Annotated in this window: 21 protein-coding genes; 6 read left to right on the forward strand and 15 right to left on the reverse strand. The window is 55.1% G+C overall.

All coding sequences use genetic code 11. The features are described from left to right. Positions 1-36: 36 nt before the first annotated feature. Genes dapC through dapD form a run of 3 tightly spaced genes read left to right on the forward strand, consistent with a single transcriptional unit; the run spans position 37 to position 2,718 of the window. On the forward strand, positions 37-1,233 hold the full coding sequence (dapC, locus tag ACO05M_RS01210) for a succinyldiaminopimelate transaminase (RefSeq protein ID WP_421866862.1): 1,197 nt from the start codon (positions 37-39) through the stop codon (positions 1,231-1,233). Between the two features lie 54 nt (positions 1,234-1,287). Further along, positions 1,288-1,629 (forward strand): ArsC family reductase, encoded by a 342-nt coding sequence (locus tag ACO05M_RS01215; protein ID WP_421866864.1) that lies wholly within the window; start codon positions 1,288-1,290, stop codon positions 1,627-1,629. Positions 1,630-1,680: 51 nt separating this feature from the next. Then, complete coding sequence (gene dapD / locus ACO05M_RS01220; RefSeq protein ID WP_421866865.1) at positions 1,681-2,718, forward strand: 2,3,4,5-tetrahydropyridine-2,6-dicarboxylate N-succinyltransferase; 1,038 nt, start codon at positions 1,681-1,683, stop codon at positions 2,716-2,718. An 89-nt stretch (positions 2,719-2,807) separates the two neighbouring features. On the opposite strand, the gene ACO05M_RS01225 is transcribed toward dapD, so the two are convergent. From ACO05M_RS01225 to ACO05M_RS01240, 4 genes are all read right to left on the reverse strand, one after another. Continuing rightward, a complete protein-coding gene (locus ACO05M_RS01225; protein ID WP_421866866.1) occupies positions 2,808-4,793 on the reverse strand; it encodes a methyl-accepting chemotaxis protein in 1,986 nt (661 codons plus the stop codon). Positions 4,794-5,072: 279 nt separating this feature from the next. Beyond that, entirely contained in the window at positions 5,073-7,061 is a 1,989-nt protein-coding gene (locus tag ACO05M_RS01230; RefSeq protein WP_421866868.1) for a methyl-accepting chemotaxis protein, read from the reverse strand. A gap of 240 nt (positions 7,062-7,301) precedes the next feature. Further along, positions 7,302-7,793, reverse strand: a complete 492-nt coding sequence (gene ilvN / locus ACO05M_RS01235) for an acetolactate synthase small subunit (protein WP_114697084.1) — start codon at positions 7,791-7,793, stop codon at positions 7,302-7,304. A gap of 2 nt (positions 7,794-7,795) precedes the next feature. Further along, the gene (locus tag ACO05M_RS01240; protein WP_421866870.1) at positions 7,796-9,517 is read right to left on the reverse strand and encodes an acetolactate synthase 3 large subunit; all 1,722 of its coding nucleotides are present in this window, start codon (positions 9,515-9,517) and stop codon (positions 7,796-7,798) included. Between the two features lie 450 nt (positions 9,518-9,967). On the opposite strand from ACO05M_RS01240, the gene ACO05M_RS01245 reads away from it, so the two are divergent. After that, complete coding sequence (locus ACO05M_RS01245) at positions 9,968-10,234, forward strand: hypothetical protein (protein ID WP_114697082.1); 267 nt, start codon at positions 9,968-9,970, stop codon at positions 10,232-10,234. A 67-nt stretch (positions 10,235-10,301) separates the two neighbouring features. Here ACO05M_RS01245 and clpB read toward each other — a convergent pair whose 3' ends face one another. The 3 genes from clpB to rluD all read right to left on the reverse strand — a co-directional run bounded on the left by clpB (position 10,302) and on the right by rluD (position 14,798). Continuing rightward, positions 10,302-12,884, reverse strand: a complete 2,583-nt coding sequence (clpB, locus tag ACO05M_RS01250) for an ATP-dependent chaperone ClpB (protein ID WP_421866872.1) — start codon at positions 12,882-12,884, stop codon at positions 10,302-10,304. A 208-nt stretch (positions 12,885-13,092) separates the two neighbouring features. Further along, positions 13,093-13,833, reverse strand: a complete 741-nt coding sequence (gene pgeF / locus ACO05M_RS01255) for a peptidoglycan editing factor PgeF (protein WP_421866874.1) — start codon at positions 13,831-13,833, stop codon at positions 13,093-13,095. Further along, positions 13,833-14,798 (reverse strand): 23S rRNA pseudouridine(1911/1915/1917) synthase RluD, encoded by a 966-nt coding sequence (gene rluD / locus ACO05M_RS01260; RefSeq protein WP_421866876.1) that lies wholly within the window; start codon positions 14,796-14,798, stop codon positions 13,833-13,835. Before rluD ends, pgeF begins: the two co-directional genes overlap by 1 nt. A 163-nt stretch (positions 14,799-14,961) precedes the next feature. On the opposite strand from rluD, the gene ACO05M_RS01265 reads away from it, so the two are divergent. Next, a complete protein-coding gene (locus ACO05M_RS01265) occupies positions 14,962-15,720 on the forward strand; it encodes an outer membrane protein assembly factor BamD (RefSeq protein ID WP_421866878.1) in 759 nt (252 codons plus the stop codon). Between the two features lie 66 nt (positions 15,721-15,786). Further along, a complete protein-coding gene (nadE, locus tag ACO05M_RS01270; protein ID WP_421866880.1) occupies positions 15,787-16,641 on the forward strand; it encodes an ammonia-dependent NAD(+) synthetase in 855 nt (284 codons plus the stop codon). A 31-nt stretch (positions 16,642-16,672) separates the two neighbouring features. On the opposite strand, the gene thiO is transcribed toward nadE, so the two are convergent. The 8 genes from thiO to ACO05M_RS01310 form a co-directional block, all read right to left on the reverse strand. Beyond that, positions 16,673-17,794, reverse strand: coding sequence for a glycine oxidase ThiO (gene thiO / locus ACO05M_RS01275; protein WP_421866881.1), 1,122 nt, complete (start codon positions 17,792-17,794; stop codon positions 16,673-16,675). 176 nt (positions 17,795-17,970) lie between these two features. Next, positions 17,971-18,570, reverse strand: a complete 600-nt coding sequence (locus ACO05M_RS01280) for a GspH/FimT family pseudopilin (protein ID WP_421866883.1) — start codon at positions 18,568-18,570, stop codon at positions 17,971-17,973. Positions 18,571-18,644: 74 nt separating this feature from the next. Beyond that, on the reverse strand, positions 18,645-19,109 hold the full coding sequence (locus ACO05M_RS01285; protein WP_421866885.1) for a type IV pilin protein: 465 nt from the start codon (positions 19,107-19,109) through the stop codon (positions 18,645-18,647). A gap of 17 nt (positions 19,110-19,126) precedes the next feature. After that, on the reverse strand, positions 19,127-23,461 hold the full coding sequence (locus ACO05M_RS01290) for a pilus assembly protein (RefSeq protein ID WP_421866887.1): 4,335 nt from the start codon (positions 23,459-23,461) through the stop codon (positions 19,127-19,129). A 25-nt stretch (positions 23,462-23,486) separates the two neighbouring features. Continuing rightward, positions 23,487-23,993 (reverse strand): pilus assembly PilX family protein, encoded by a 507-nt coding sequence (locus ACO05M_RS01295; RefSeq protein WP_421866889.1) that lies wholly within the window; start codon positions 23,991-23,993, stop codon positions 23,487-23,489. Further along, positions 23,993-25,060, reverse strand: coding sequence for a PilW family protein (locus ACO05M_RS01300; RefSeq protein ID WP_421866891.1), 1,068 nt, complete (start codon positions 25,058-25,060; stop codon positions 23,993-23,995). Before ACO05M_RS01300 ends, ACO05M_RS01295 begins: the two co-directional genes overlap by 1 nt. 2 nt (positions 25,061-25,062) lie before the next feature. Beyond that, positions 25,063-25,545 carry a type IV pilus modification protein PilV gene (gene pilV / locus ACO05M_RS01305; protein WP_421866893.1) on the reverse strand — a complete coding sequence of 161 codons (483 nt, stop codon included), beginning with the start codon at positions 25,543-25,545 and terminating at the stop codon, positions 25,063-25,065. Positions 25,546-25,555: 10 nt separating this feature from the next. Continuing rightward, on the reverse strand, positions 25,556-26,092 hold the full coding sequence (locus ACO05M_RS01310; RefSeq protein ID WP_421866895.1) for a GspH/FimT family pseudopilin: 537 nt from the start codon (positions 26,090-26,092) through the stop codon (positions 25,556-25,558). Between the last annotated feature and the right edge of the window lie 179 nt (positions 26,093-26,271).

Consider the following 26,271-nt stretch of genomic DNA (forward strand, 5'->3'; position numbering starts at 1 on the left):
AGAGCCGACCCGACGCACAGACTCAGCGGAGCACCGATGAACCCCGATCTGCAAAAACTGCAACCCTATCCGTTCGAGCGCCTCAATGCGCTCAAGTCAGGCGTAACACCACCAGCCGAGCTGGCCCATATCGCCCTATCGATCGGTGAGCCCAAGCATCCGGCACCGGAGTTTGCCCGCGACACCCTCAGTGACAACCTTGATCGGCTGTCCGGCTACCCGACCACCAAAGGTCTGCCCCAATTGCGTGAGGCGATTGCCGGTTGGGCCGAGCGGCGTTTTAAACTCAGCGGCAGATTGGATCCGGAAACCCAGGTACTACCCTGCAACGGCACCCGCGAAGCGCTGTTTGCCATCACCCAGGCCGTGATCGATCGAAGCGCCGATCAACCCTTGGTGGTCAGCCCGAACCCGTTCTACCAGATCTACGAAGGCGCCGCCTACCTGGCCGGTGCCACGCCCCACTTCCTGAACTGCCAAGCGGAGAACAGATTTCTACCCGATTTCGACGCAGTTCCGGAACAGGTCTGGAAAAACTGCCAACTGCTGTTTATCTGCTCGCCGGGCAACCCCACCGGGGCGGTGATCCCGCTACAACAGCTCAAGCGTCTGATCGAGCTGGCCGACGAGTTCGATTTCGTTATCGCCGCCGACGAGTGCTATTCCGAAATCTATTTCGATGAAGGCCAACCGCCGGTCGGCCTGCTGCAAGCCTGCAGTGAACTGGGGCGCCACGACTACCGTCGCTGCCTGGCCTTCCACAGCCTGTCCAAGCGCTCCAATCTACCCGGTCTGCGTTCCGGTTTTGTTGCGGGTGATGCAAACATTCTGAAGCAGTTCCTGCTCTATCGGACCTACCACGGTTGCGCGATGCCGATCTATTCGCAACTGGCCAGCATCGCGGCCTGGAACGACGAAGCCCATGTGCTGGCCAATCGCGACCAATACCGGGCCAAGTTCGACGCGGTCTTGAGTCGACTCGACGGTATCCTGAACGTGCAGCGCCCCGATGCCGGTTTCTACCTGTGGGCCGAGACCCCGGTCGATGACGAAACCTTCGCCCGGGAGCTATTCGCCCAGCAACACATTACCGTACTGGCCGGCTCCTACCTGTCACGATCGATCGACGGCAGCAACCCCGGCGCCAACCGGGTTCGAATGGCGCTGGTCGCGGAACTGGATGAATGCATCGAAGCGGCCGAGCGCATCTGCCGCTTTGTCGGCAATCTGTAATTCGGCCAAACAGAACAAGGCTAACGCCAACCTAAGCGACTAAGGACAACAACCATGGTTACCCTTTACGGCATCAGCAACTGCGATACGATCAAGAAAGCCAAGAAATGGCTCGATCAAGCCGGTGTTAATTACCAGTTCCACGACTATCGCAAGCAGGGGCTGGAACAGAGCTGGCTGGAAGGCTGGTGCGATGAACTGGGTTGGGAAGCCTTACTGAATAAGCGCGGCACCACCTGGCGCCAGCTGCCCGAGGAGACCAAAGCCTCGGTCGATCGTGACCAGGCTATCGCGCTGATGCTGGAATACCCGGCAATGATCAAGCGCCCACTGCTGGATCTTGGCAGTGAGCGCAAACTCGGCTTTAAAGCAGCCGATTACGAAACCTATTTCTAACTGAACCTTTATTACCCATAACAGAATTCCTGTTCCAAGCGGAGAATCATCATGAGCGGCAACGCATTCTGCCTCGGCCTCGGGGTCGGCACCAAATCATCCAAAGGCGAGTGGCTGGAGGTGTTCTACGCCCAGCCGGTCTATGAGCCCTGCAACAACCTGATCAAAGCGCTGACCGATGCGGTGGGTTACGAAGGCGGCAACCAGGCGATCGAACTGGACCAGGAGAAGCTGGCCGCCGTCGAAGCGGCGTTCATCGAGCGTAACGCCGAGGATCAGGCCGCCATCGCCGCGACCCTGAAAGGCTCCGAGCAACCGCTGGTGCTGTGCATCCTGGCCGATGACGACGCCCCCAGCTCAACGCCAGAAACCTACCTGAAGCTGCAACTGATCTCACACCGTATCGTCGAGCCTCACAGCATCAACCTGAACGGCATGTTCGGCCTGCTGCCCAACGTCGCCTGGACCAATCAGGGCGCCATCGCGTTGGACGAACTGCCGCAGCGCCAGCTTGAAGCTCGCGCCCGCGGTGAACTGATCGATGTTCACTCGGTGGATAAATTCCCCAAGATGGCCAACTACGTGGTCCCAACCGGCACCCGTATCGCCGCCACCTCTCGGGTTCGCCTGGGCGCCTATATCGGCGAAGGCACCACCATCATGCACGAGGGCTTCGTCAACTTTAACGCCGGCACCAAAGGCACCAGCATGGTCGAAGGCCGGATTTCAGCTGGCGTCGTTGTGGGTAAGGGCTCCGATCTGGGCGGTGGCTGTTCCACCATGGGCACCCTGTCCGGCGGTAACGACGTCGTCATCAGCGTCGGTGAGGGCTGTCTGCTGGGCGCCAATGCCGGCCTGGGCATTCCGCTGGGGGATCGTTGCACCGTGGAAGCCGGCCTTTACGTCACCGGCGGCTCCAAGGTGGTGGTACTGGACGATCAGAACAACGCCGTCGAGACCGTCAAAGCCAGCCAGCTGGCCGGTAAGTCCGATCTGCTGTTCCGTCGCAATTCGATCAATGGCCGCATCGAGGTCAAGACCAACAAGTCAGCGATCGAGCTGAACCACGAGCTGCACGCCAACAACTAAGCGTCATTCGATGCTAGATCAGCGGGTTCCGTTCAGCGCCCGCTGCCTGACCCGGCTATCACCTCAAACGTGGCCGGGCCTCTATCGGTTCAGCCTTTAAATTGACTGACCTCCTGCTGCAACGACTCGGCCAACAGCTGCATCTGACTACTGGCATCACCCAGGCTCGTGGCGCTGCTGGCGGTCTGCTGATAGCGCTGCTGAATCGCATTGATACTCTGATTGATCTCCTCCACCGTGGCGGTCTGCTGCTCGGTCGCCGTAGCGACCTGATGATTGAGATCGTTGACGTGAGTAATCTGAGTTGAGATCTGTTCCAGCGCGGTCATCTGCTGCTCGAACTGCCCCATGGTCGTTCCGGCACAGGCCTGACTTTGCGCCATCACGTCGACCGCATCCTGGCTACCTTGCTGCAGCTTATCGATCATCGCGTTGATCTGCTCGGTGGACTGCTGGGTCTTCTGCGCCAAACTGCGCACTTCATCAGCAACGACCGCAAAGCCTCTTCCCTGCTCACCGGCACGGGCCGCTTCGATGGCGGCATTCAAAGCCAGCAGATTGGTCTGCTCGGCCACTCCGCGAATCACATCCAAGACGGTGCTGATCTCGTTGCTGTTGGAAGCCAGACGCTCGATAACCCCACTGGCACGGTCAATGTCCGCCGACAACGAGCCGATGGATTGCTTGGCCTGCACCGACACCTGCCGCCCATCACCGACAGATTCATTGGCCAGATTCGCTTTACCGGAAGCCTCCGAGCAGCTGCCGGCCACCTCCCGTACCGAAGCCCCCATCTCGTTCATCGCCGTGGCTACCATCTCGGTCTGAGCCAAGCCCTGCTGAACTTCGGTATCGACATCATGGGCCACCTGTTGGACCTGGTTGACCGAATCCACCAGCTGTCCGCTGGCATCACGAACCCGGTACACCAGTGATGACAGTTTCTCCATCATCTGGTTGAAGCTGCCCGCCAGTCGACCAAGGCTGTCCTGACTGATCAGCTCGGCACGGGCACTCAGATCAGAGTCTTCCACCAGACTCATCGCCGCCGACAGGCTGTTGAGCTGCCGTGTAATCAGCCAGTAGATCGCAAACACCAACCCCAGGTTGAAACAGGAAGCCAGTACCGCGATCACCAGCATCCAGATCAGATGGGTCCGCTCTTCGGCACCTCGCTGGTCAACCTTGGCTTTTAAGCGCTCCGCCAACGTATCCTCAACCTGCTTCAGCAGATTAATCCGCTCGGTCGCCATCTTGAACCAGTAACCCGCTTCAGTCTCGAAACCACGGTCGCCCGACAGTGCCACCTTGCGTAACCGATTCACCTCATCCACGGCACGGCCGCTGACTAACTGTTCCAACAACGCCGCATCGTCGGGTACGGCAAATTCGCTAAAGGTCTGGTTATAGGTATCCTGCTGCGCCAACAGGGTCACAAAGCGCTGCTTCATGCCCTCGCCAAAGCTGTCCCGAGCAAAGGTATTACTCAAGACCGCCCGTTCGATTCCGGCCCGTTCCTTGCCCTGCAGGAAATAGTAATAAGCATTGGCTCGATTAGAGATCGCCGGATCGGCCGCCTGCATCGCCATCAGTGAAACCAGTTGCAATATTTCGGCGTTGCCCCGGGTGTACTGACCGATCGCCTGTTTGGCCGGTATCGACAGAGCACTAACCTGCTGGCGCAACTGATTCAGCCCCTTGATCCGTGTATCGACCACACCGAGCTGATCCCGAAAAGCCGGCCAGAGGCTATTCGAATCCAACGAAGAGAGAGTTTGCTGGTAGGCCTGAAGACGCTGATCGGCCAACTTGCGCTGTTGTTCCAGTTCCGCCTTCAGTCGAGTGCCCTTGGAACCCAGAAAACCCGCTGTCAGCCCCCGTTCTTTTTGCAGTTCATGAACCAGGTTACTGGCGGCAACCGACACCCCCGACAGCAGTTGCACACGTTGCATGGCTTGACTGGCTTGCCAGCTGGAGATTAGCGTCACACCGAGGAAGAACAATGCCACCAGCGAAGGAATCACCAGCAACAACAGCAACTTATTGCGCATCGACAACCGTCTTAGCAGCCCCATACCGATCTCCTTACTCCGTAGCGAGCCACTGCATAAAGGCTCTCTACCTATAGATGTTTGAAGGCAGTCCAGGTCGGACGACAACACTACTGTCCGGGCTACATCCGCCGCTGAGCGACTGCTGTGGGTTCAACATTGTAACCGAGCTGAAACAATGAAAACCTGCTACAGATCAACCGTACAAAGAATCACTGATTGATTATTAGCCAGTAATTTATGCCCCCGAAATAAAAACGGGCTCCCAAAGGAGCCCGTTGATGGAGTCGTACGCCGATTAAATCAGCTTTGGAACCGACTTACCTGCTGCTGCAGGTCACCGGACAGGCGCTCCATCTGATCGCTGGAATCCCCCAGGCTACCGGCACTGGCGGCGGTCAGCTCGTAGCGTTGCTGAATCGCTGACAGGTTCTGATTGATCTCTTCAACGGTCGCCGACTGCTCTTCGGTCGCTGCCGCCACCTGATGGTTCATATCATTAACCAACGCGATCTGCTCACTGATCTGCTTCAGTGCCTGGGCTTCGAGTTCGAACTGTTCCATGGTCTTATCGGCACAGGCCTGGCTGTCCGACATCACCCCCACGGCTGAGCGACTCCCCTCCTGCAGCTTGGCGATCATGGTATTAATCTGCTCGGTCGACTCCTGGGTCTTCTGAGCCAGGCTGCGAACCTCGTCGGCTACCACCGCGAACCCTCGTCCCTGCTCGCCGGCTCGCGCCGCCTCGATGGCTGCATTCAATGCCAACAGGTTGGTCTGCTCGGCCACGCCGCGAATCACATCCAGCACACCGCCGATCTCCTCACTGTCGGCCGCCACCCGCTGAATCACTTCGGTCGCTTTATGGATATCCTGGTTCAGTGAATTAATCGCTTCTTTAGCTTGCTGCGAGATCGCTTCGCCCTGTTCTACCGAAACATTGGCCTGCTGGGCCTTATCGGAAGCATTGGCACAGTTTTGCGCCACCTCCCGAATCGAAGCCCCCATCTCATTGGTTGCCGCCGCTACCATCGCCGCTTGCGACAAGCCATCCTGTACCTCCCGCTCGACATCTTCGGACACCTGTTGGACCTGCTGTACCTGCCCCACCAGCTGCTCACTGGCGGAACGGACCTGATTCACCAGTCCTGACAGATTATCCATCATGCCGTTGAAGCTGCCGGCGACCCGCCCCAGGCCGTCATTGGTGATCACCTCGGCACGGGCACTCAGATCCGAATGCTCTTCGATCTGACGCATCGCTGCCGTCAGCGTCCGCAGCTGACGAATAATCAGACGATAGATCACCACGCTCAGCAACAAGGTAACCAGCAGTGCCACCAAGGCCACGATCGACAGGATGATCAGACTGCTCTTGGCGCTGCCACTGCGAGCCACGGCATCAGCCTTGAAGCGCTCTGCCAGCGCATCTTCGACCTGCTTGAGCAGGTTGATCCGGGCTGTTGCCATCTTGAACCAGTAACCGGCTTCGGTATCGAAGCTGTGATCACGATCCAACGCAATCCGGCGCATCCGGTTGACCTCATCAACCGGCTCGCCCTTGATGATCTGCCCCAGCAAGGCACTGTCCTCGGGCTCGGCAAACTCGGTGAAGGTTCGCTGGTAGGTTTCCTGCTCGGCCAGCAGGTTGATAAAACGGGTCTTCAAACCGGAGGCAAAACGATTACGTGCGAAGGTGTTACTCAGAACCGCACGTTCGATACCGGCCCGCTCTTTACTCTGCAGGAAGTAGTAATAGGCATTGGCCCGATTGGCGACTTCGATATCATCCGCTTCCAACGCCAGCAGCGACACCACCTGCAGGATATCGGCGTTACCGGCGGTAAACTGCCCTATCGCATCAGGTCCGGGAATCGTCAGGGCCGAAATCTTTTGGCGCAGCGGCCCCAGATTTTTGATCCGCTTGTCGATGGCGTCCAGCTGCTGAAGCAGTTCTGGCCAGAACCCAGAGCGATCCAATCCGGCGACCCGCTCGGTATAAGCCTTGACCCGGGTATCGGCCAGCGCACGCTGCTGCTGCAGCTCAGAACCTAAACGCTCACCTTTGGAGCCCAGGAAGCCAGCTGTGAGCCCTCGTTCCTTCTGAAGCTCATGCACCAGATTACTGGCATCGACCGCCACATCGGATAGCAGCTGAATCCTCGCCATCGACTGGCTTGTTTTCCAGCTGTCGATCATCGCGACTGCCAGGAAGTAGATCGCCAACACCAATGGCAGTAACAGCATCACGATCAACTTGTTTTTCATCGACAGGTGCTTCAGCAGCCCCATGGTCCTATCCCCTTCAAACAGCTAACAAACGGCTTCAGGCCGATATCTATATTAGATTCAATCTAGTACAGCTCCGGCAAGAATCCAGCGCAAGGCTATCCAGTGCGCTCGCCTCAGTCCCTGATATAAATCATTTCCCCGACCAAACCGTGAATTTAGTGAGCCAGATCAACAAAACCAAGGTAAAAAAATACCCGCCGAAGCGGGTATTGCGAGATGACTAATGCGCTGAGACTGAACTTACAGGCTCAGTACTTTCTCACCGCGAGAGATACCCGACACACCCGTGCGGACGACTTCCAGCACATTCGTGGTGTCGATTACATTAATAAAGGCATCCAGCTTATCGCTAGAGCCAGTTAGCTGTACCGTGTAGACCGAACTGGTCACGTCGATCACCTGACCACGGAAGATCTCGACATTGCGGATCACCTCGGCGCGCTGTGAACCCAACGCCTTCACCTTGATCAGCATCAGCTCACGCTCGATATGATCGCCCTCGGTCAGATCGACCAGCTTGACCACTTCGATCAGCTTGTTGAGCTGCTTGGTGATCTGCTCGATCACCCGATCGTTGCCGACCGTAGTCAGCGTCAGGCGCGACAGGGTCGGATCCTCGGTCGGTGCGACGGTCAGGGACTCGATGTTGTAGTTACGCTGTGAAAACAGTCCAACAACACGAGACAGTGCACCGGCTTCGTTCTCCATCAGGACGGAAATAATATGTCTCATGCTCAGGTTCTCTCGGTCTTGTTCAGCCACATGTCACGCATGGAGCCACGCGGCACCTGCATCGGATAAACGTGCTCGAACGGGTCAACATACACATTGACGAACACCAGCTTATCTTTCATCGCAAAGGCCTTATCCAAGGTGGCTTGCAGCTCTTCCGGCTTACGAACTTCCATGCCGACATGACCGTAGGACTCAACCAGCTTGGTGAAGTCCGGCAGTGATTTCATGTAGGACTGTGAGTGACGGCTCTCGTAGTTCATATCCTGCCACTGACGAACCATCCCCAGTGACTGGTTGTTCAGACAGACAATCTTAACCGGCAGGTTGTACTGCAGGCAGGTCGACAGCTCCTGGATATTCATCTGGATCGAGCCTTCACCGGTGATGCAGATAACATCGTCGTCCGGGAAGTTCAGCTTGACGCCCATCGCCGCCGGCAGACCGAAGCCCATGGTGCCCAGACCACCGGAGTTGATCCAGCGACGCGGCTTGTTGAACTTGTAGTACTGGGCCGCGAACATCTGGTGCTGGCCAACATCGGAACAGACATAGGCGTCGCCGTTGGTGACCTCGCATAGTGCTTCAACCACCGCCTGCGGCTTCAGCAACTCGGAATCGTCGGTACGGAAACGACCACCGTGACGACCACGCCACTCCTCGATCTGCTGCCACCAGCTGTCGTGGGACTCGGCATCCGGCTCGATGGTACTGGCTTTGACCTGCTTCAGGATCTCACCCAACACCGACTCCAGCGGACCGACGATCGGCACGTCGGCGGCGACAGTCTTGGAGATCGACGACGGATCGATGTCGACATGGATCAGCTTCGCAGTCGGACAGAACTTCTCGGTGGCGTTGGTGATCCGGTCATCCAGTCGTGAGCCCAGGTTCAGGATCAGGTCGGCATGGTGCATCACCATGTTGGCCTCGACGCTACCGTGCATGCCCGGCATACCGAGGAACTGACGATCGGTGCCCGGGTAGGCGCCCAGGCCCATCAGGGTGTTGATAACCGGGTAGTTCAGGTGCTGAGCCAGTTCGATCAGTTCTTCCGACGCGTTGGCAGAGATCACCCCACCACCGGCCAGGATGACCGGACGCTTGGCGTTCATCAGCAGGTCGACTGCCTTCTTGATCTGGCCGCTGTGACCACGGCTGACCGGGTTGTAGGAGCGCAGCTTGACCGACTTCGGGTAAACGTATTCAAAGCGATCGGTCGGGGTGGTCATATCCTTCGGGATGTCGACCACAACGGGGCCAGGACGACCGGAAGAGGCGATATAGAACGCTTTCTTCAGGATCATCGGAATCTCTTCGGGCGACTTGACGCTGAGGTTGTGCTTCACGATCGGGCGGGTGACACCCATCATGTCGCACTCCTGGAACGCATCCTCACCGATCAGGTGGCTCATGACCTGACCGGAGATAACCACCATCGGAATGGAGTCCATGTAAGCGGTGGCGATACCGGTCACCGCGTTGGTTGCACCCGGTCCCGAGGTCACCAGCACCACCCCCGGCTTACCGGTGGCTCGTGCGTAGGCATCGGCCATATGGGTTGCGGCCTGTTCGTGACGGACCAGAACATGCTCAACCGCATCCTGTTGGAACAGAGCATCGTAGATGTGCAGCAGCGCGCCTCCCGGATAGCCGTAGATGTATTCAACACCTTCGTCCTTCAGGAAACGGGCAACCATGTCAGCGCCGGAAAGTAACTCCACTGTTTCACCCTCAAATCTTTCGCAGCCCACCTGGGTTTGGGGCTACCGAATAAAAGATTCGTGTATGGATACACGACCATCACGCTCAACACCCGACCTGTTGCATCAACAACTAAACAGCAACTACCGGGCTTAAACGTGACCAGACAGGGTGTCCGGCACAGGTCGTTCAGGGTGTGTAACGGGACGGTGCGTCTTCCGCTACGGAGTTGAGTGAAAATAAGCCCGGTATGGCCTACTTCGGTAACGCCAAGGGTACTTGACGCTACTGCCTAAACAGAGGCGCCATCATGCCAGCTATGCCGCAATGCGGCAATAGCCCATCCGTAGATTTTTTGAATAGTTTCTGATCAACCCGTCAAGAGCCAATGCTTTCGCTTCACGCAGGTTGGTTCGCAGCCAAGAAGAAATGATTTATAGTTGAAGAAAAGACGCTTTCAAGGAGCCACCATGAGCGCCATCGAGATTCGCAATCGCGACCGCACCATCGAAGAGCTGCGGACCTTTATCAAGAAAGTTCTGGTCGAACCGGAAATTGTACCGCACTGCCTGAATATCGCCCGTGAACTGATCGACGAGGACGATGCTGACCAGCAGATCGCCGAGCAGATCTCCAGCACCACCAACGTAAAAATCCCCCAGCAGCACAGCGATGCCGACACTCTGTTTATCGAGCTGTTGAAAGAGGTGGTTCGGGACGAGAAGGCGCTTTACTAAACCACCTCTCTGAACCAAAAAACGCGGCCAAGGCCGCGTTTTTTATTACTAGAACAACACGCGGCAATTAGCCGTTGCGGAACACGATCTTATCATCGTCCAGCTCAGCCTTGATGGTCGCACCCGGCTCGAATTCACCGCCTAGAATCGCCTCGGCCAACGGGTTCTCGATATAGCGCTGGATCGCCCGCTTCAACGGTCGTGCGCCATAGACCGGATCGAATCCGGCTTCGAGCAGGGTATCGAAGGCCGGATCCTGAAGTTCCAGGGTCAGCTCCCGCTCCTGCAACCGTTCGCAAAGACGCTGTAGCTGGATCTGGGCGATACCACGGACCTGATCGCGGCCAAGCGGGTGGAACACCACCACCTCATCGATCCGGTTGATGAACTCGGGCCGGAAATGCTGGCCGACCACCTCCATCACGGTGTCCTTCATCTGCTGATACTGCTCGTCGGAATCGTAGCCCTGGATCACATCCGAGCCCAGGTTCGAGGTCATCACCACTACGGTGTTGCGGAAATCGACCGTACGACCCTGACCATCGGTCAGGCGGCCATCTTCCAGCACCTGTAGCAACACGTTGAACACATCCGGATGGGCCTTCTCGACCTCGTCCAGCAGCAGTACCGAGTAGGGACGGCGTCGAACAGCCTCGGTCAGATAGCCCCCCTCTTCGTAACCGACATAGCCCGGAGGTGCACCGATCAGCCGCGCCACCGAGTGCTTCTCCATAAATTCGGACATATCGATCCGAACCATCGCCTCTTCGGTATCGAACAGGAAGGTCGCCAATGCCTTGCAAAGCTCGGTCTTACCGACCCCGGTCGGGCCCAGGAACAGGAACGAACCGTTGGGTCGGTTCGGATCGGCCAAGCCGGCCCGGGAGCGACGCACCGCATTGGACACCGCCACCACGGCTTCGCCCTGGCCGACCACCCGCTGATGCAGCGCCTCTTCCATCCGCAGCAGTTTCTCGCGCTCACCTTCGAGCATCTTGGTCACCGGAATCCCGGTCCACTTGGAGACCACCTCGGCGACCTCCTCCTCGGAGACTTTGTTACGCAGCAACGTATTGGTGGATTCGCACATCTCGGCCTGGCTGGCCATATCGAGCTGCTTCTCCAGCTCCGGAATCACCCCGTATTGCAGCTCCGACATCCGTGCCAGGTTGGCTTCGCGACGGGCAACCTCCATATCCTGACGGGCCTGATCGAGCTGTTCTTTAACCTGTTGTGAGCCGTGTAGGGCCGCTTTCTCGGTCTTCCAGACCTCATCCAGATCGGAAAACTCGCGCTCGACCCGTTCGATCTGGGCTTCCAGCTCTTGCAGGTGTTTACGCGCTGCACTGTCTTTCTCTTTCTTCAGCGCCTCACGCTCGATCTTCAGCTGGATCAATTTGCGTTCCAACCTGTCCATCGCCTCTGGCTTGGAGTCCATCTCCATCCGAATCCGGCTGGCGGCTTCATCGATCAGATCGATCGCCTTATCCGGCAGCTGGCGGTCGGTGATATAGCGATGGGACAAACGACAGGCGGCGATGATGGCCGAGTCGACGATATCGACCCCGTGATGAAGCTCGTAGCGCTCTTTCAACCCACGCAGAATTGCCACGGTATCCTCGACACTGGGCTCCACCACCAGCACCTTCTGGAACCGGCGTTCCAGCGCGGCGTCTTTCTCGATGTACTGGCGGTACTCGTCCAGCGTGGTGGCGCCAACACAGTGCAATTCACCGCGAGCCAGCGCCGGCTTGAGCATATTGCCGGCATCCATCGAGCCTTCCGATTTACCGGCACCGACCATGGTATGCAGTTCATCGATAAACAGGATGATCTGCCCTTCCTGCTTTGCCAGTTCGTTCAGCACGGCCTTGAGACGCTCTTCAAACTCGCCCCGGTATTTGGCCCCGGCAATCAACGCCCCCATATCCAGCGACAGTACCTGCTTGCCTTTCAGCCCTTCGGGCACTTCACCGTTGATGATGCGCTGCGCCAGTCCTTCGATGATCGCGGTCTTACCGACCCCAGGTTCACCGATCAGCACCGGGTTGTTCTTGGTCCGACGTTGCAGTACCTGGATGGTGCGACGGATCTCATCATCACGGCCGATCACCGGGTCCAGCTTGCCGTCGGCGGCGCGCTCGGTCAGATTGATGGTGAAACGATCCAGCGCCTGCCGGCTCTCTTCGGCGTTGGGGTCGGAAACACTCTCACCGCCCCTTACGGCGTCGATGGCCGTCTTCAGGGAGTCGGCGTTACCGCCGGCTCCGCGCAGTAACTTACCCAGCTCGCCTTTGTCTTCCAGCGACGCCAGCATCACCAGCTCACTGGAGATATATTGATCGCTGCGTTGCTGGGCGTATTTATCGGCCAGGTTGAAGATGCGGCCCAGGTTGGGCGACATGCCGACGTCACCGTTGGGATGCTGGACCGACGGCAGCGCCGCCAGCTGTTGCTCCATCCCCTGGCGCAGTTGTTGAACATTAAAGCCGGCCTGGGCCAACAGCGGCTTGACGCTGCCCCCCTTTTGTTCCAACAGCTTGTACGCCAGATGAACCGGTTCGATAACCGGATGATCACGGCCAACCGCCAGCGATTGCGCCTCGGAGATGGCTTCTTGGAGCTTGCTGGTTAATCGATCAATTCGCATAACAGATCCTCAATAGCAGAGTTCGACAACTTCCTTGAGGGCCTATCTATTACCCTGGCGGTCCCGGCTAGCGGCAACTACCTTCGGAAGTCTCACAAAACCTGTTGCAGGTTCTTAAGGTTCCTTACAGAGATAAGGGCTATTAGGCGAAGTTCAAGCGCTGATCGACAAAGACATAAAGAAAAACTAATTAACCGCGGCGACTGGATTAGTCCTGCAGCCAGATCAACGTTGCCATTCGGCCGGTCTGGCCATCACGGCGGTAAGAGAAGAAGCGCTGTGGATTCGAGTAAGTACACTCGCCGCCGCCATACACAGCCCTTACACCGGCCCTAGCGAGACGGAGTTTTGCCAACTGATACAGATCGGCCAGCCAACGATCTTGGCTGCCGGAGGGTTCAAAGGCAGCCGCTGCTTGAGGCTGGTGGGCGATAAAGGCCTCGCGGACTTCGCCACCCACCTCGAAGGCCTCAGGGCCGATCGCAGGGCCTAGCCAACACATCAGACTTTCGGGGTCCACGCCCATGGCTGCAATCGTCGCTTCCAGCACACCATCGCACAACCCACGCCATCCAGCATGGGCAGCAGCAACCCGAGTACCATCCCGATCGCAAAATAGCACCGGCAAGCAGTCGGCGGTCATCACCAGGCAAGCAACACCGGCAACATCAGTGCAGGATGCATCGGCCTCAATCACCTCCCCAGCACCATCCAGCCTGGCTACCTCAATACCATGCACCTGGCGCAGCCATTGACAGGCTACCTTAGGCCCCAGCTGTTGTTGCAGCAGAGCCCGATTGGCCGCAACCGCCTCCGGTTGGTCGCTGACATGATCACCCAGATTGAAGCTATCGTAGGGCGCTTCACTCTGACCGCCAACGCGGGTGGTGGACAATGCCCGCACCCGCTCCGGTGCCGGCCAATCCGGTGTGATCAGCGATAACTTCATTAGAGTGTCTCCAGATCGACCGCATCCTGCTCCAATTCGGCCAACAGGCTCAACATATCGTCGGGAAGGTCGACCTCCCACTCCAACTGATCGCCGGTGGTCGGATGAAACAGCTCCAGCCGTTTGGCATGCAGCGCCTGGCGCTTAAACTGACGCAAGCAGTCCTGCAGTTCGTGGCTGATCCCCTTGGGTTGACGGGTACGACCGCCGTAGAGCGGATCACCGATCAACGGATAGTGCAGGTGAGCCATATGGACCCGGATCTGATGGGTCCGCCCGGTCTCCAGCTTCAGCCGGATATGGGTGTGACCGCGAAACTTGTGCAACACCCGGTAGTGAGTGATCGCTTCCTTACCCATCGGGTGGACCGCCATCTTCTGCCGCTGTTTCGGATGACGCCCCATCGGCTCATCGACGCAGCCCCCACCGGTCATCACGCCACAGACCACCGCCTCATATTCACGCCCCATCGAGCGCTCCTGCAGCTGCGCCACCAGATCAGTCTGTGCTTCCAGGGTCTTGGCGACCACCATCAGGCCGGTGGTGTCCTTATCCAGCCGGTGCACAATCCCAGCCCGCGGCACCGCGGCGATATCAGGACAATGGTGCAGCAGGGCGTTCAGCAAGGTGCCGTCATGGTGGCCGGCGGCCGGGTGCACCACCAAACCGGCCGGCTTGTTCAGCACCAGGATCTGATCGTCTTCATAAACCACATCCAGGGCGATATCCTCCGGCAACCAACGCTCCTCCGATTGGACCTCAGCGCTGATCTCAACCTGCTCACCACCCAGCAGTTTGTCTCGAGGTCGAAGCTGTTTTCCATCAACTTTGAGCTCACCATTTTTAATCCACCCCTGCAGCCTTGACCGAGAGTGCTCGGGAAACATCTGGGCAACCGCCTGGTCCAATCGCGAACCGCCCAGTTCATCGGGCACCTGCGCATTAAGGTGAATTTGTTGAGTCATCAAAAGCCTTCGAAAACATCGTTGCCGTCCGGGCTCCCCGAGTTTGGGTTTACCGGGCCGCTGTGGTTAAATAATTCGCCCAGTATAACCGAATCCGGCCCCCACGAGCGGCTCTAAACGACAGACCGCCCGGCAGAGAAACCACTCTACAGAGACTTGGACGATGAAGCGTTTCGTCAAACTGACACTGATCCTCAGCCTATCCGCCCTACTCGGCGCCTGTTCGATTTTCGGAGATCAGGAAGAACCGGATATTCCCGAACCCCAATTATGGAAAGAAGCCAGCAAAGCGCTGACCGAACTGAACTACGAGCTGGCTATTGAGAAACTGGAGAAGCTGGAGTCCCGCTACCCGTTTGGACGTTATTCCGAACAGGCTCAACTGGAGCTGATCTGGGCTTACCACAAACAGAGCAAGCCGGCAGAAGCGGTTGCCGCGGCCGACCGTTTTATTCGGCTGCACCCCCAGCACGAGAATCTGGACTACGCCTATTACCTGCGCGGTTTGACCCGTTTCGTAGAAGATCAAAGTCTGCTTAACCGCTTTCTACCCACCGATACGTCCCAACGAGATCCCGGTGCAGCGCGCGATTCATTCGAAGATTTCTCCACCCTATTAAATCGCTGGCCCACCAGCCAGTACGCACCCGATGCCCGCAAGCGGATGATCTTCCTTCGCAATCAACTGGCCAATTATGAGATTCACGTGGCGCGCTACTACATTAAGCGCGGCGCCTTTGTGGCGGCGACCAACCGCGGCCGTTATGTAATCGAAAACTTTCCCCAGACCCAAGCCACCGCGGACGCGTTGGCCATTATGGTCGCGGGTTATAACGAACTGGGACTGACCGAGCTGGCCGACAATGCCAAGAGTGTGTTGGACCAAAACTTCCCAGACTACCCCGGACTGGAACTCGAATAACGACTGAACGCTTGTCACGGGCTGCCAACGAGCAGCCCGACAATCATGCAAGGAGCCCGTCCTCCCATGGACCGTCAAACGACCACCGAGCTGACTCAGGCGATCATCGCCGAAATGAAAGTCCAGCCCCAGATCGATCCAACCGCCGAAATCCAGCGTCGGGTCGACTTTATCAAGACTCGTCTGAGCCAGTCAGGACTGCAGTGTCTGGTGTTGGGGATCAGCGGCGGGGTCGACTCCTCGACTTGCGGTCGACTGGCACAACTGGCGGTGGAACAGCTTAATCAGGAACAACAGACCGATCGCTATCAGTTCGTCGCTGTCCGCCTACCCTATGGGGTGCAGGCGGATGAGCACGATGCGCAGAACGCGCTGAGCTTTATCAACCCTAGCCGCAGCGTTACTGTCAATGTGAAGCTAGGAGTAGAGGGTATCCATGAGCAGACCCTGGCCGGGCTGCAGGAACAGGGGTTGCTGAACGCCTCCGAAGCCACCGTCGATTTTTCCAAGGGTAACGTGAAGGCCCGGGCCCGGATGGTCGCTCAATACCATATTGCCGGCCTGCTGGGCGGTCTGGTGCTGGGTACCGACCACTCGGCCGAAAACATCACCGGTTTCTACACCAAATTCGGCGACGGCGCCTGCGACCTGGCTCCATTGTTCGGATTGAGTAAGCGCCAGGTCCGGCTACTGGCCGAAACGCTGGGGGCGCCCGACTCTCTGGTGCATAAAACGCCCACCGCTGATCTGGAATGCCTGGAACCGCAGAAGGCCGATGAGCTAGCGCTTGGGGTCAGCTACGATGATATCGATGACTACCTGGAAGGACGCGAAGTCAGCGACGACGTGGCGGATAAAATCACCACGATCTACCTGAAAACCCAGCACAAGCGCGAGCCGATCCCGACCATCTACGACTGATCGAGCCAGCTCAAACCCGGCTCAATCAGAGCTAAGGCTGCAACGACCAGCGGTACGGCGCCGGATCAATCTCCGGTGTCCGGCCCAGCATCAGGTCGGCCACCAAGCGGCAGGATGCCGGCGCCAACACCAAGCCGTTGCGGAAGTGTCCGGCATTCAGGAACAGGTTTTCCACCCCTTCCACCGCGCCGATATAGGGCACCCCATCCGGGCTGCCCGGCCGCAAACCCGCCCACTGTGCCTCCACGTCACAGTGCTGCAGTGCCGGCAACATATTCAAAGCCGATTCGTACAGGCTCTCACGGGCTTCACTGCTGGTCTGCTTATCAAAACCGACCCGCTCAAGGGTGCTACCCACCAGAATCCGGCCATCTTCGCGGGGAATCAGGTAGCGACCATCGGCCAAAACAACCCGATCCAATAACGGCGCCTTCGGATCATGATTCCGGTTATTAAACAGCAGCATCTGCCCCTTCACCGGCTCTACCGCCAGTGACAGCCCCAGGGCCTCCATCAACCCCGCACTCCAGGCCCCACCACAAACCAGGAACTGATCTGCCCGAAAACGGCCTTGCGCGGTTTCGACCGAAGTGACGCGCCCTTGCTGCAACTCAAAATGCGAGACTTCAGCGTGACTAACCAGTTTGATCGAGGGATTGAGTTCAACCGAACGTCGTAACGCGCGACCCAGGCGGGGATTACGGATACTGGCGACTTCAGGCATCCAAAGACCAACATCCCGTTCGATCCGGATATGGGGTTCCAACTCGCGAATCTCGTCGGCGCCGATCCGTGTTAAGGGCCGCCGATGCCGATCAGCCCAACTCAAGGCCTCAGCCTCGTCATCCACCGACAACATCAGCAGCCCCTTCTGACGCAGTTCAGGGCTTAAACCGGTCTCAGACTCCAGCTCCCGGGCCAACTCGACATAGCAGCCTTGGGACCAGCTCGCCAGCGCGGTAATCGGATCAAGGTAACGCCAGGGATAGAGCGGTGAAACGATACCGCCGCCGGCCCAAGACGCTTCTCGAGCCGCCTCTCCTCTCTCCAGCAACGTGACATTGCAACCGGCGGCAGCAAGCTCTCGCGCCGCCATCAATCCCATTACCCCTGCGCCGACAATGATCACATCTGCACTGCTATCCCGGCTCATCGTCCACCCCTTACGCTGATACACTCAATTCGATTGCTACTTATTTACTGAATCGGTAAGGCGACCAAGATAGGCCAGCTTCCAGCTCAGCTCAAGCACCAAAACTCACCCCTTAATGGGGCCTAAACCTTGCGCGGTGGAGGCTAAGCCGAGATCAACAAGCCACACACATCAGACTAGGGATCGGCAAAGAGGTCATAACGACAGACTACAGACGCGGTTCTTAGGCGCCCGGTATAGGGAAGGATCAGCTCCTGCTGATAGTTATCCAGATGATCTCTGTGACCAACACAAAAAGTTCCATTAAGAGAACCCAGGGCACCTGAACCCTGATAGCTTACATAATCACCCCGGTTCCAGCGCAACTCCAACTGAGGACTAATCGGCGCAAAGACTCGCAACAGCTGATCACCATCACTCACAGTAAACTGCCGATCCAGATTCAGATCGATAAACAGCATCCATCCTCGACGCCACGACAGCTTCTCGTTCGATACCGTACCGGCACAGCCATCACCCGAATCATTTAATCGACAGAGCACCGCCCGTTGTCCACGGGTGATAGCCTCCGAGCGCGCCATCGCCAATGCAGTGCGCATCCGCTCAGACAGCTCATCGACCTTGGACTGCACCACCAACTGCTCAAAACTGCTAACACCGGCGGTGCTAAGAATGCCGACAATAGCCAGCGTCATCACGACCTCAGGCAGGGTGATTCCAGCCTGCAAAAACAACAACGGCACCCGAGGGTGCCGTGAAACGAGCGTCCTGCTCATTGCTTTTCCCCTGTTCATCCATAAACAGTAGGGGAAGTATAGCTGCTATTGGAGCTCTGTATGGCAACTATAGATCAGGGCCAACAATCCCCTGAACCTGTCTGATTTCTGGCTCCCGTATGTTGAATCGATAATGTACCGCAGGTATCACCAGTTTGTGCATTCTTGGGAGTTGCCGTAAGAGTAAAACTGGTATCGGACACGACGGAAATATCCAGATCATAATACTTATCAGTTCCATCCAAAGGGGCTTCGGTTGGAAAAATGGTTGGATCTCCTCCCGAACTAGCTCCACAAGAGGCCGTAGCTGTGGTGCCCGCACCACAATAGCTACTATTGACCGTAAAGTGCCTCTCCATCGCCCCAGCAAAGGACTGCAACGCCGCCATCCCATCGGCACGACGAGACTTATTAACGAACTCGACATAGGACGGGTAAGCAACCGCACCGATAATCCCGATAATAACCACCACGATCATCAGCTCGACTAGGGTTACCCCCTGTTGCTTCCTACCTTCTTTGTGATTCCCTGAAACCATCCATCAAACCCATTGATTTATTGAAGCTGCTGCCAGGAAAGCCGTCCGCCGTCATTAGCCTTGGACTCGGCCATCGTATCCACATTGCCACTAGAGCCGCCCATCACCTTAATTTCCTTAGTTCCATCTTCGACAATAGCTGGATTATCATGAATGCCCAATTCAGTATTTTGTACCCCCGAAACGGGTATCAGTACGGTCTCTCCATTAACAACCACAGCAACCTTATCATTATCATCAAACTTGCCATCGCCATTTGCATCAAACGGTGTTGAGTCCAATCTTGACCCCGTCAGGGCGTTAATCTCCATCAACCAACTGCTACCTCCATAGCTACATGGATCGGTCGAAGGAGTAAGGGTTGTAAAGATCACCCTTTCACCCCGCAAAATCGCTTTGTTGATAATTCGCTCACCTGTACCAACGGTTTGACCCGCAAGAATCAAATCCATATACCAGCCTTTCTTACTCGCATAATTCACGGTGTTATTACTGGTTACTCGGACATTAAGGTTGGAACCCGCAAAAGTAACAGTATCCTCTTTTTCAATACTTTGTACCTGAAGCTCTGAACGGCCGGCAACTTCACTGCCCTGGTCACGCACTGCATAGAATGTCTGGATCTGCGAACCGCTACTGGTATTATCAGCGCTTTCAAAGTACTTCCCAGTACCGAAATAAACCATCAACCCGCCATCTTCATGCTCACCAACATTAGGTTTTGCCATAATCGGCTGCACGACACTTGGTGATGCAGAGTCAGTGGCAGTAAACAAAGGTTTTGGAGTACTTCCTTGTTTAAAAGCAAATCCCCACTGGCTGACATTTCCTGACACATCAAGCTTCCAAAGATTACCCTTCAAATCTCCAGCGTAGATATAGTCTGCGATACGATCACCATCCTTATCGACAACAACCGGCGAACTCATCCCATTAACCGTCGTTTGAGTGTCAAAGGTATGTACGTTACTCAGGTCATCTAGCTGGACCATATACAGCACCGCTTTACCAGAGCTGCTGTTGTATCCATTTCCAAATACTGCGTAGTATTTCCCATCCTCAAACCGTGCAATTGCTGCTTGACCAATGGTGTACCCTAAATCACTAAACCCTGAGGTCGTATTATCAATATCCCACAGGACCATATCTTCAATTTGATCGGCCTTTTCACCTGATGTTAAACCAGAGTCATCGGGCTCAGTAATATCCAGAGTAAAAACACCCGAGCCACCAGCACCTGTAGTGCCAACCAGCACAGTTCTCCAATTCTTAGCCCCGTCATGATTATGGTCTATGTAGGCGTCCCCAAAAGCGGGAGAGCCATCCACATAAAACTGATGACTATAAGGACTACTGGTTAGCGCACCGAGATTACCGAATACTGCATTAGGCACAAAAGCAAACTTTTCTTCACCGGTTGCAGTCCCAGTAGTCGCGTTGTATTTGAATGAGAATGCATGCAGCATCCCATCATTACCACCGACATACAGCATGCTTGGACGGTCAACATAGGTACTGCTTGTTCTGAAATCCAAATAGGACGTGCCTTCGGTGCTATCTAATCGCTGGTAACCAAAATTCGGCTGCGCTACAAACAAAGGGTCTGAATTGACGATATCACCCAGCGGTGACTTACCGGTTGGAGCTGGACGCTCCCTGAAGGAACCACCTGTCTGATCGGACTCTTTAGAACCGTCCCCCCGCAGGTAGTTGATCTGATCATCCGTCAGGGCGGTCGCCCCTGTACTGACAACCTTGGCATTGATCTTCGTTGAATTGGCCGTGGTGGTATTAAATTCGTAGCCCTTGAGTCCCGACGGGTCCCAAGCCAAAATCTTACGATTTCCATGGGCTGGCACATTATCCGCCGCATCCCACACAACTGAACCCACCGTTCCATTCGAAGAGATTGGCAAGGCCATCAACTGCCCATTCCACTCGGCACTATTGAAAATAGCCTGAAAAGCGACGGTCGCCGTATTCAGCCGAGTTGAGTTGGTGGTTACCGCTGAAGCTGATGCGTCTCGGGCCGCCACATCGCTGAATACCTTACCCAGCTCGGTAACCAACTCACCCGGATTGGTCACCTGGAAGAAGGTATCCGGAGTACCGTCTCCATCTTCATCCCATTCACTAGCCAGATCAGGTAGATTATCGGAATCGCTATCGTTAAAGCCACCGTACTTCGCGGTATACCAGAGAGGGTTCTTCAATTGTCCAGCAGAAGATGTGCCAGCTACATAGGTCGTCGTTACGGCTGGAGTAACCCCCGAAGGTAACGAATCCCCTTCATTAAAATTGCTTCCGCCTGGACGAAGTACCAAACGCTTAAAGCCATCGTTAGTTGTTCCTGTAATGGTGTAACCGAAGGCTAAAGCATGTCCAGCATTAGCCTGGACAGCTGAGATACGCACACGAATGTCCGTATCGGCGACACTGTTATCATTTGAGATATCGGTATTGGAACAAGTCTTACCAACGCAATACTCCATTCGAGCAATACCGTCCATATCATAGTCATTACCCCAGGTAGAGTCCTCCCAATTAATAAGGAACTTTCCTTCGGTAGCATCCTGATACTCGACGATCAGATCGGTCATACTGCAGTAACGCCAACCACTATCTGACAAAGCTGCAGTGCCGGTACTATTTGCATTACATGCTGGCAAAATAGATACCTTAGAACTTCCTGCCGACACCTCGAAGCTAGGCAAACTCTCAGCTAATGAGACACCATAGGTAGTCAGTTTTTGGTCGTTACTGCGATCACTTCGTTGGTCAACAACACGGGCATGATAGGCAAGCCCTGCAATGTGGTAACCACCTTCCATCGACGGAACTTCGGGACAGACACCTTCAACATCTGCCAAGTTATTGACCGTTTTACCCGTACATTGTTGATCATCAGTAACGCTGCCTTTACCAACGAGGTACTGTCCGCTGATTCCCTCAGCCGTTCCCACTTTGTTGGTGTAAACCGTTACATCGATACCTAGATCATTTGAAAGCTCGTCGGTATCGAATGAATTCAAACCGGTCGACAGAGCGATAATGGAAGTATCGGCACAATGCTCATCGCTGGGCATCGGGTCGATCCAACTAACCGTGGTTAGATCGTCAATATGATCTTTATCATCCGCATTAAATGCAGAAGTAGCCGAGTTCTTACCTGCTAAGTAGCGTAGAGTCTCCAGATAGATCTCACTAATCGGGTTACCCCAATCGACACACTCTCCGTTGGCAAAGCTAGTAATGCCCGGACTATTACAATTTTCCTTGTACTGCTTATCATCAAAATCATAGCTACTGATCCGAATGCGACTCAGTGTATTGATAATTCCTTCATCGCTTGTGCCCTGATTGATAAAGGTACCATCAGCGGTATTGATCTCATTTTTTGACGAAGTGGTATTCCCGGTGATGCGCTCAAGGTTGCGACGCAATACCCCCCCAGATTTATTCTTGTCGTAACTACCGGTAATTAAACCAAAACGAATTGGGCGACTGTTGGTATCTTCTCCATACTCTTGGAGTAAACCGGTAGGTTTATAGCTACTGCCATAAGCTTGACAGTTAGACGCGCGTAATGATGAACCACAAACTTGAACACGTGCGGTAAAAGGCGAATTGGTTAACTCATCAGTGGTCGCGGGGCGGCCACCCGAACCCCACTGGCATTGTTTAACCTCTTGAGCCGCCCAACGAGGCCATGATCCCGAAGCAACTTTGATCAACGGTGCTGCGGTTGACGTTCTCGCCCGCCCACTTCCTTCAGTGACATTACACAGAGTAATTGAGGCATCGCTATAGGGTGTATATTTGTTCATGTCCGCCGAGGTAAACACCTTGGCAAAAGCATGTACATCGTAGGGAAGGAAAGACCGTTCAAGCACGGTAAGGGAGCTGGTATCGGTCGAGCGCTTACCACCATAGAGCACCCAACGCACCATATCCATCCTAGTCATCGTCGCCCAATTCAAGAAATTCCCGGACCAATGACTGGTAGAGCTGGTGCACTGATGGGTGCCTGTATCAACAGACGCAGCAGGTATAAAGCGATCGTTTCCTGTCGAAAAGGAGTAGGAGTAACAGTTGTCCGGATTGAAATAACCGGTATATTCAATCGAATCCTTGTAGGAAGTATCCAATAGGCCATCATTGTCCAGATCGGAATAGTCGGTATAGGCCTTAATCGACAGCTGATGGTCATTCGACATCATCAGCATGACCCGAGGATCAACCGTCTGGGTTAAAAACAGAGGCACTTGAGAGACACCAGCTTGGACTGGCATAACCAACGACAGCAGCAATAGCGTCATCAACCCCTCAAACCGCATGCTAAATCTGTTCATTTTTCCCCCTTGGCGATGTGATAACTCAACGCCGATAGATCGATTGCAACACCACTACAGCAGTGTCAGTACTACCAACAGCGCGAGCTGTAATACGGTAAAACTGCTCCGTATTCAGCGCCACTCCTGCTTCCATACTGGCTTCTTCAGCTTCCGATTCTAACTGTTCAATAATGTATACCGGTGCGCTAGCTAACTCAGGCAAATTACCTTGATAGGTTTTAACCTTTGAAGACTCGGCCCAAGAAACCCCGTTTATCACATCCGTAAGTTGGCCGTATAGACCATTTGTTCCATCGAAATCAGGTAAAACAACTACCGTTTCTATATAGTTCTCACCTTCGCGAAGAGCCGATTCCGCCGCTTGAAACGCGAGATTTCGGTTGCGCAAATTGCCGGCCATTTTCTCTTCCAGAGTCGTATCCCGAATACTGCCGACACCGATTAGGGTTAGTACAACCAGAATGATTAGACAGACAATCAGGGTAACCCCCTGTTGCGCTTGCCTCTTTTTCTCTACCCATTGCCGCATCAATCTAACCTATTTCTCAACGCAACCGTTGTCGTAAAGACTTTATGGATACGCGTATCATTAGTAGACTTAGGTCCGCCGTAATACTCAATCTGCCTGGGTTCGACCAAGTTTTCCCGTAAGCTTCGGATGGCCAAGTGGATCTGAACGCTAACCACTTTATCCATATCCGGTACTGCATCCGCCGGTGCAAAATAGTTAGGCGCCCCATTGTTGCTGGTGTCCACGCCATAGAGAAGTTGCATATTCTCGACCCCATCTACCAACTCATCACCGCCATTTTCCCAATCATTCCAACCGCTATCGTTTTCTTCGGCACGCACTAAGGCGGGCTCACCGCTAGTACCTTCACGAATCCAATATCGAACTTGGGAGGCTCCTGAATAGATGAAAGCATCCGATGAAAACGGATAACCAAAGTCATTCGTCGAATTACCTGGACCAACAGCAGAACCATTGACGATGATATTGCCGGTATTATGACCTAGCGGAATCGCATCGGGCTCGGTACTGCTATTAATACCGCTGACCTGAAAGATTCGTGCTTCTTTGCAGTCGGTGATCAGAACAATATCTCCTTTCTCGATTTCGTCCGAAAGGGGTGTATTGTAAATCTGCACATTTGCCGCCGTTGCTGCAGGAATCTTATGTACAGGCACCCCCGCATCTCTGGCACCTTGAAGAATGATTGCATCCGGCTGATTAGCCCCTCCTAAATAGGAGGTGTAGCCAGTTGAAGCAGCCGCCACTCCATCCAGTCCTGTGATTCCAGCCGCGTAGACATCAACCGAACCGGCACCATTGAGTATTGACTGCACTTTGGTCCCATCACTATGGCAGCCCCAGTAATCTGCCTGGCGAATATCGCGGGTAAGAAACTCCATCGCAAAACGACCATTCTCCTGAATACGCGCTAATTCGCGCTGGAACTCGAAGGTTTCCTTAGATCCAACAAAAACCTGAAGGATACCTGCCGTCAACAAAAGCCCCAGCGCCAGCGCGACCATGAGTTCGACCATCGAAAGGCCAAACTGAGTTCTGAATGTCGCTCGTGATTGTATCTTCATATTCACAACTCGAAACTAAACGCGAAATCCTGATCCGCAACACCGTCCCGATTATCATCCCAGCTTACAGTGATGGTCTGAACTCCGCTGTTAACAGCAATAGATGCACTCCCCCCCGGCAGGATATCGACCAAGCGCTCATTCCATTCAAAAACATCCTGTTCAGCTATTGCACCAGAACTGCAACCGCTGGGCGTGGTCGAGGTGAAAGAAATACAGTTGTTATTATCGGTTCCATCCGGCAATGCATCTTCATAGTCCCCTGCCGCAGCCCCCTCGGGATTGGCACGCATCATATCGGCAAGGTCATAGGCCAGCAGAGTCGCTTGGGAACGGTGGTAGGCGCTCTGGTTATTCTTCAACGCCATGGTTTCCATGCCGATCAGTCCCAAGATTCCGAGCGAGAGAATCAGCACCGCCACCAGAATTTCGATCAGTGTAAAACCGGTCTGCCGAGGTGGATGTGTGTGACAATATCTCTTCACCAGCCGTCTCCTACTGCATCCGGACTCGACCGGTTTGGTTGATAAATAGTGAGCTGGTCGAACCATTACTGGAAACTGCAAATTCACAACCTGTGGTTCCCGATGTAGTACGCTCACCGGTATTGGAGAATTCGATAAAGTTGCCACAACCGTAGTTAACGGTGGTATTGGCATCAGAACGGGCGTTGACTTGAATATCTTCAGAGTCTGAAGATATCTGAACCCGCCATCCGGCACTCCAATCGGTATTGCCGGAATCGCTGGTACCGCAGTTACCGCTGGTGCCGGCGCACATCCGTACGCTTTCACCACGCTTGATCGCTTCGGTACGGGCCATGGCCAAGCTGGTGGCGACGCTGAGGCGCGCTTCATCGACGCGGCTGCCGCTAATGACCGAATCAAAATTGGGGGTCGCAATCGTCAACAGCACGGCAACGATCGCCAGCACCACCAACAATTCGATCAGCGTAAAACCGCGCGAAAGCAGGCTTCTGGTTTGACTGCGCTTTTTTAAAGCGTGGTTAGCTTGGCCGCTATTCCATCTCATCCTTAATCCCCGACTACTCGGTGCCACTCGATTCCCTCGCCCGATATCCTGGATACCGGGCAGGTCGCACCAACTAGGCTATAGACCGATGTTATATCAGTCTACCCAAATAGATTAGAGCAACCCAATTAGCACTATGGCGACAACTGAACAATTTGTGATCAGTGTCAATATTATCG

It is taken from the genome of Motiliproteus sp., from assembly GCF_965230735.1.
Classification (GTDB): domain Bacteria; phylum Pseudomonadota; class Gammaproteobacteria; order Pseudomonadales; family Balneatricaceae; genus Motiliproteus.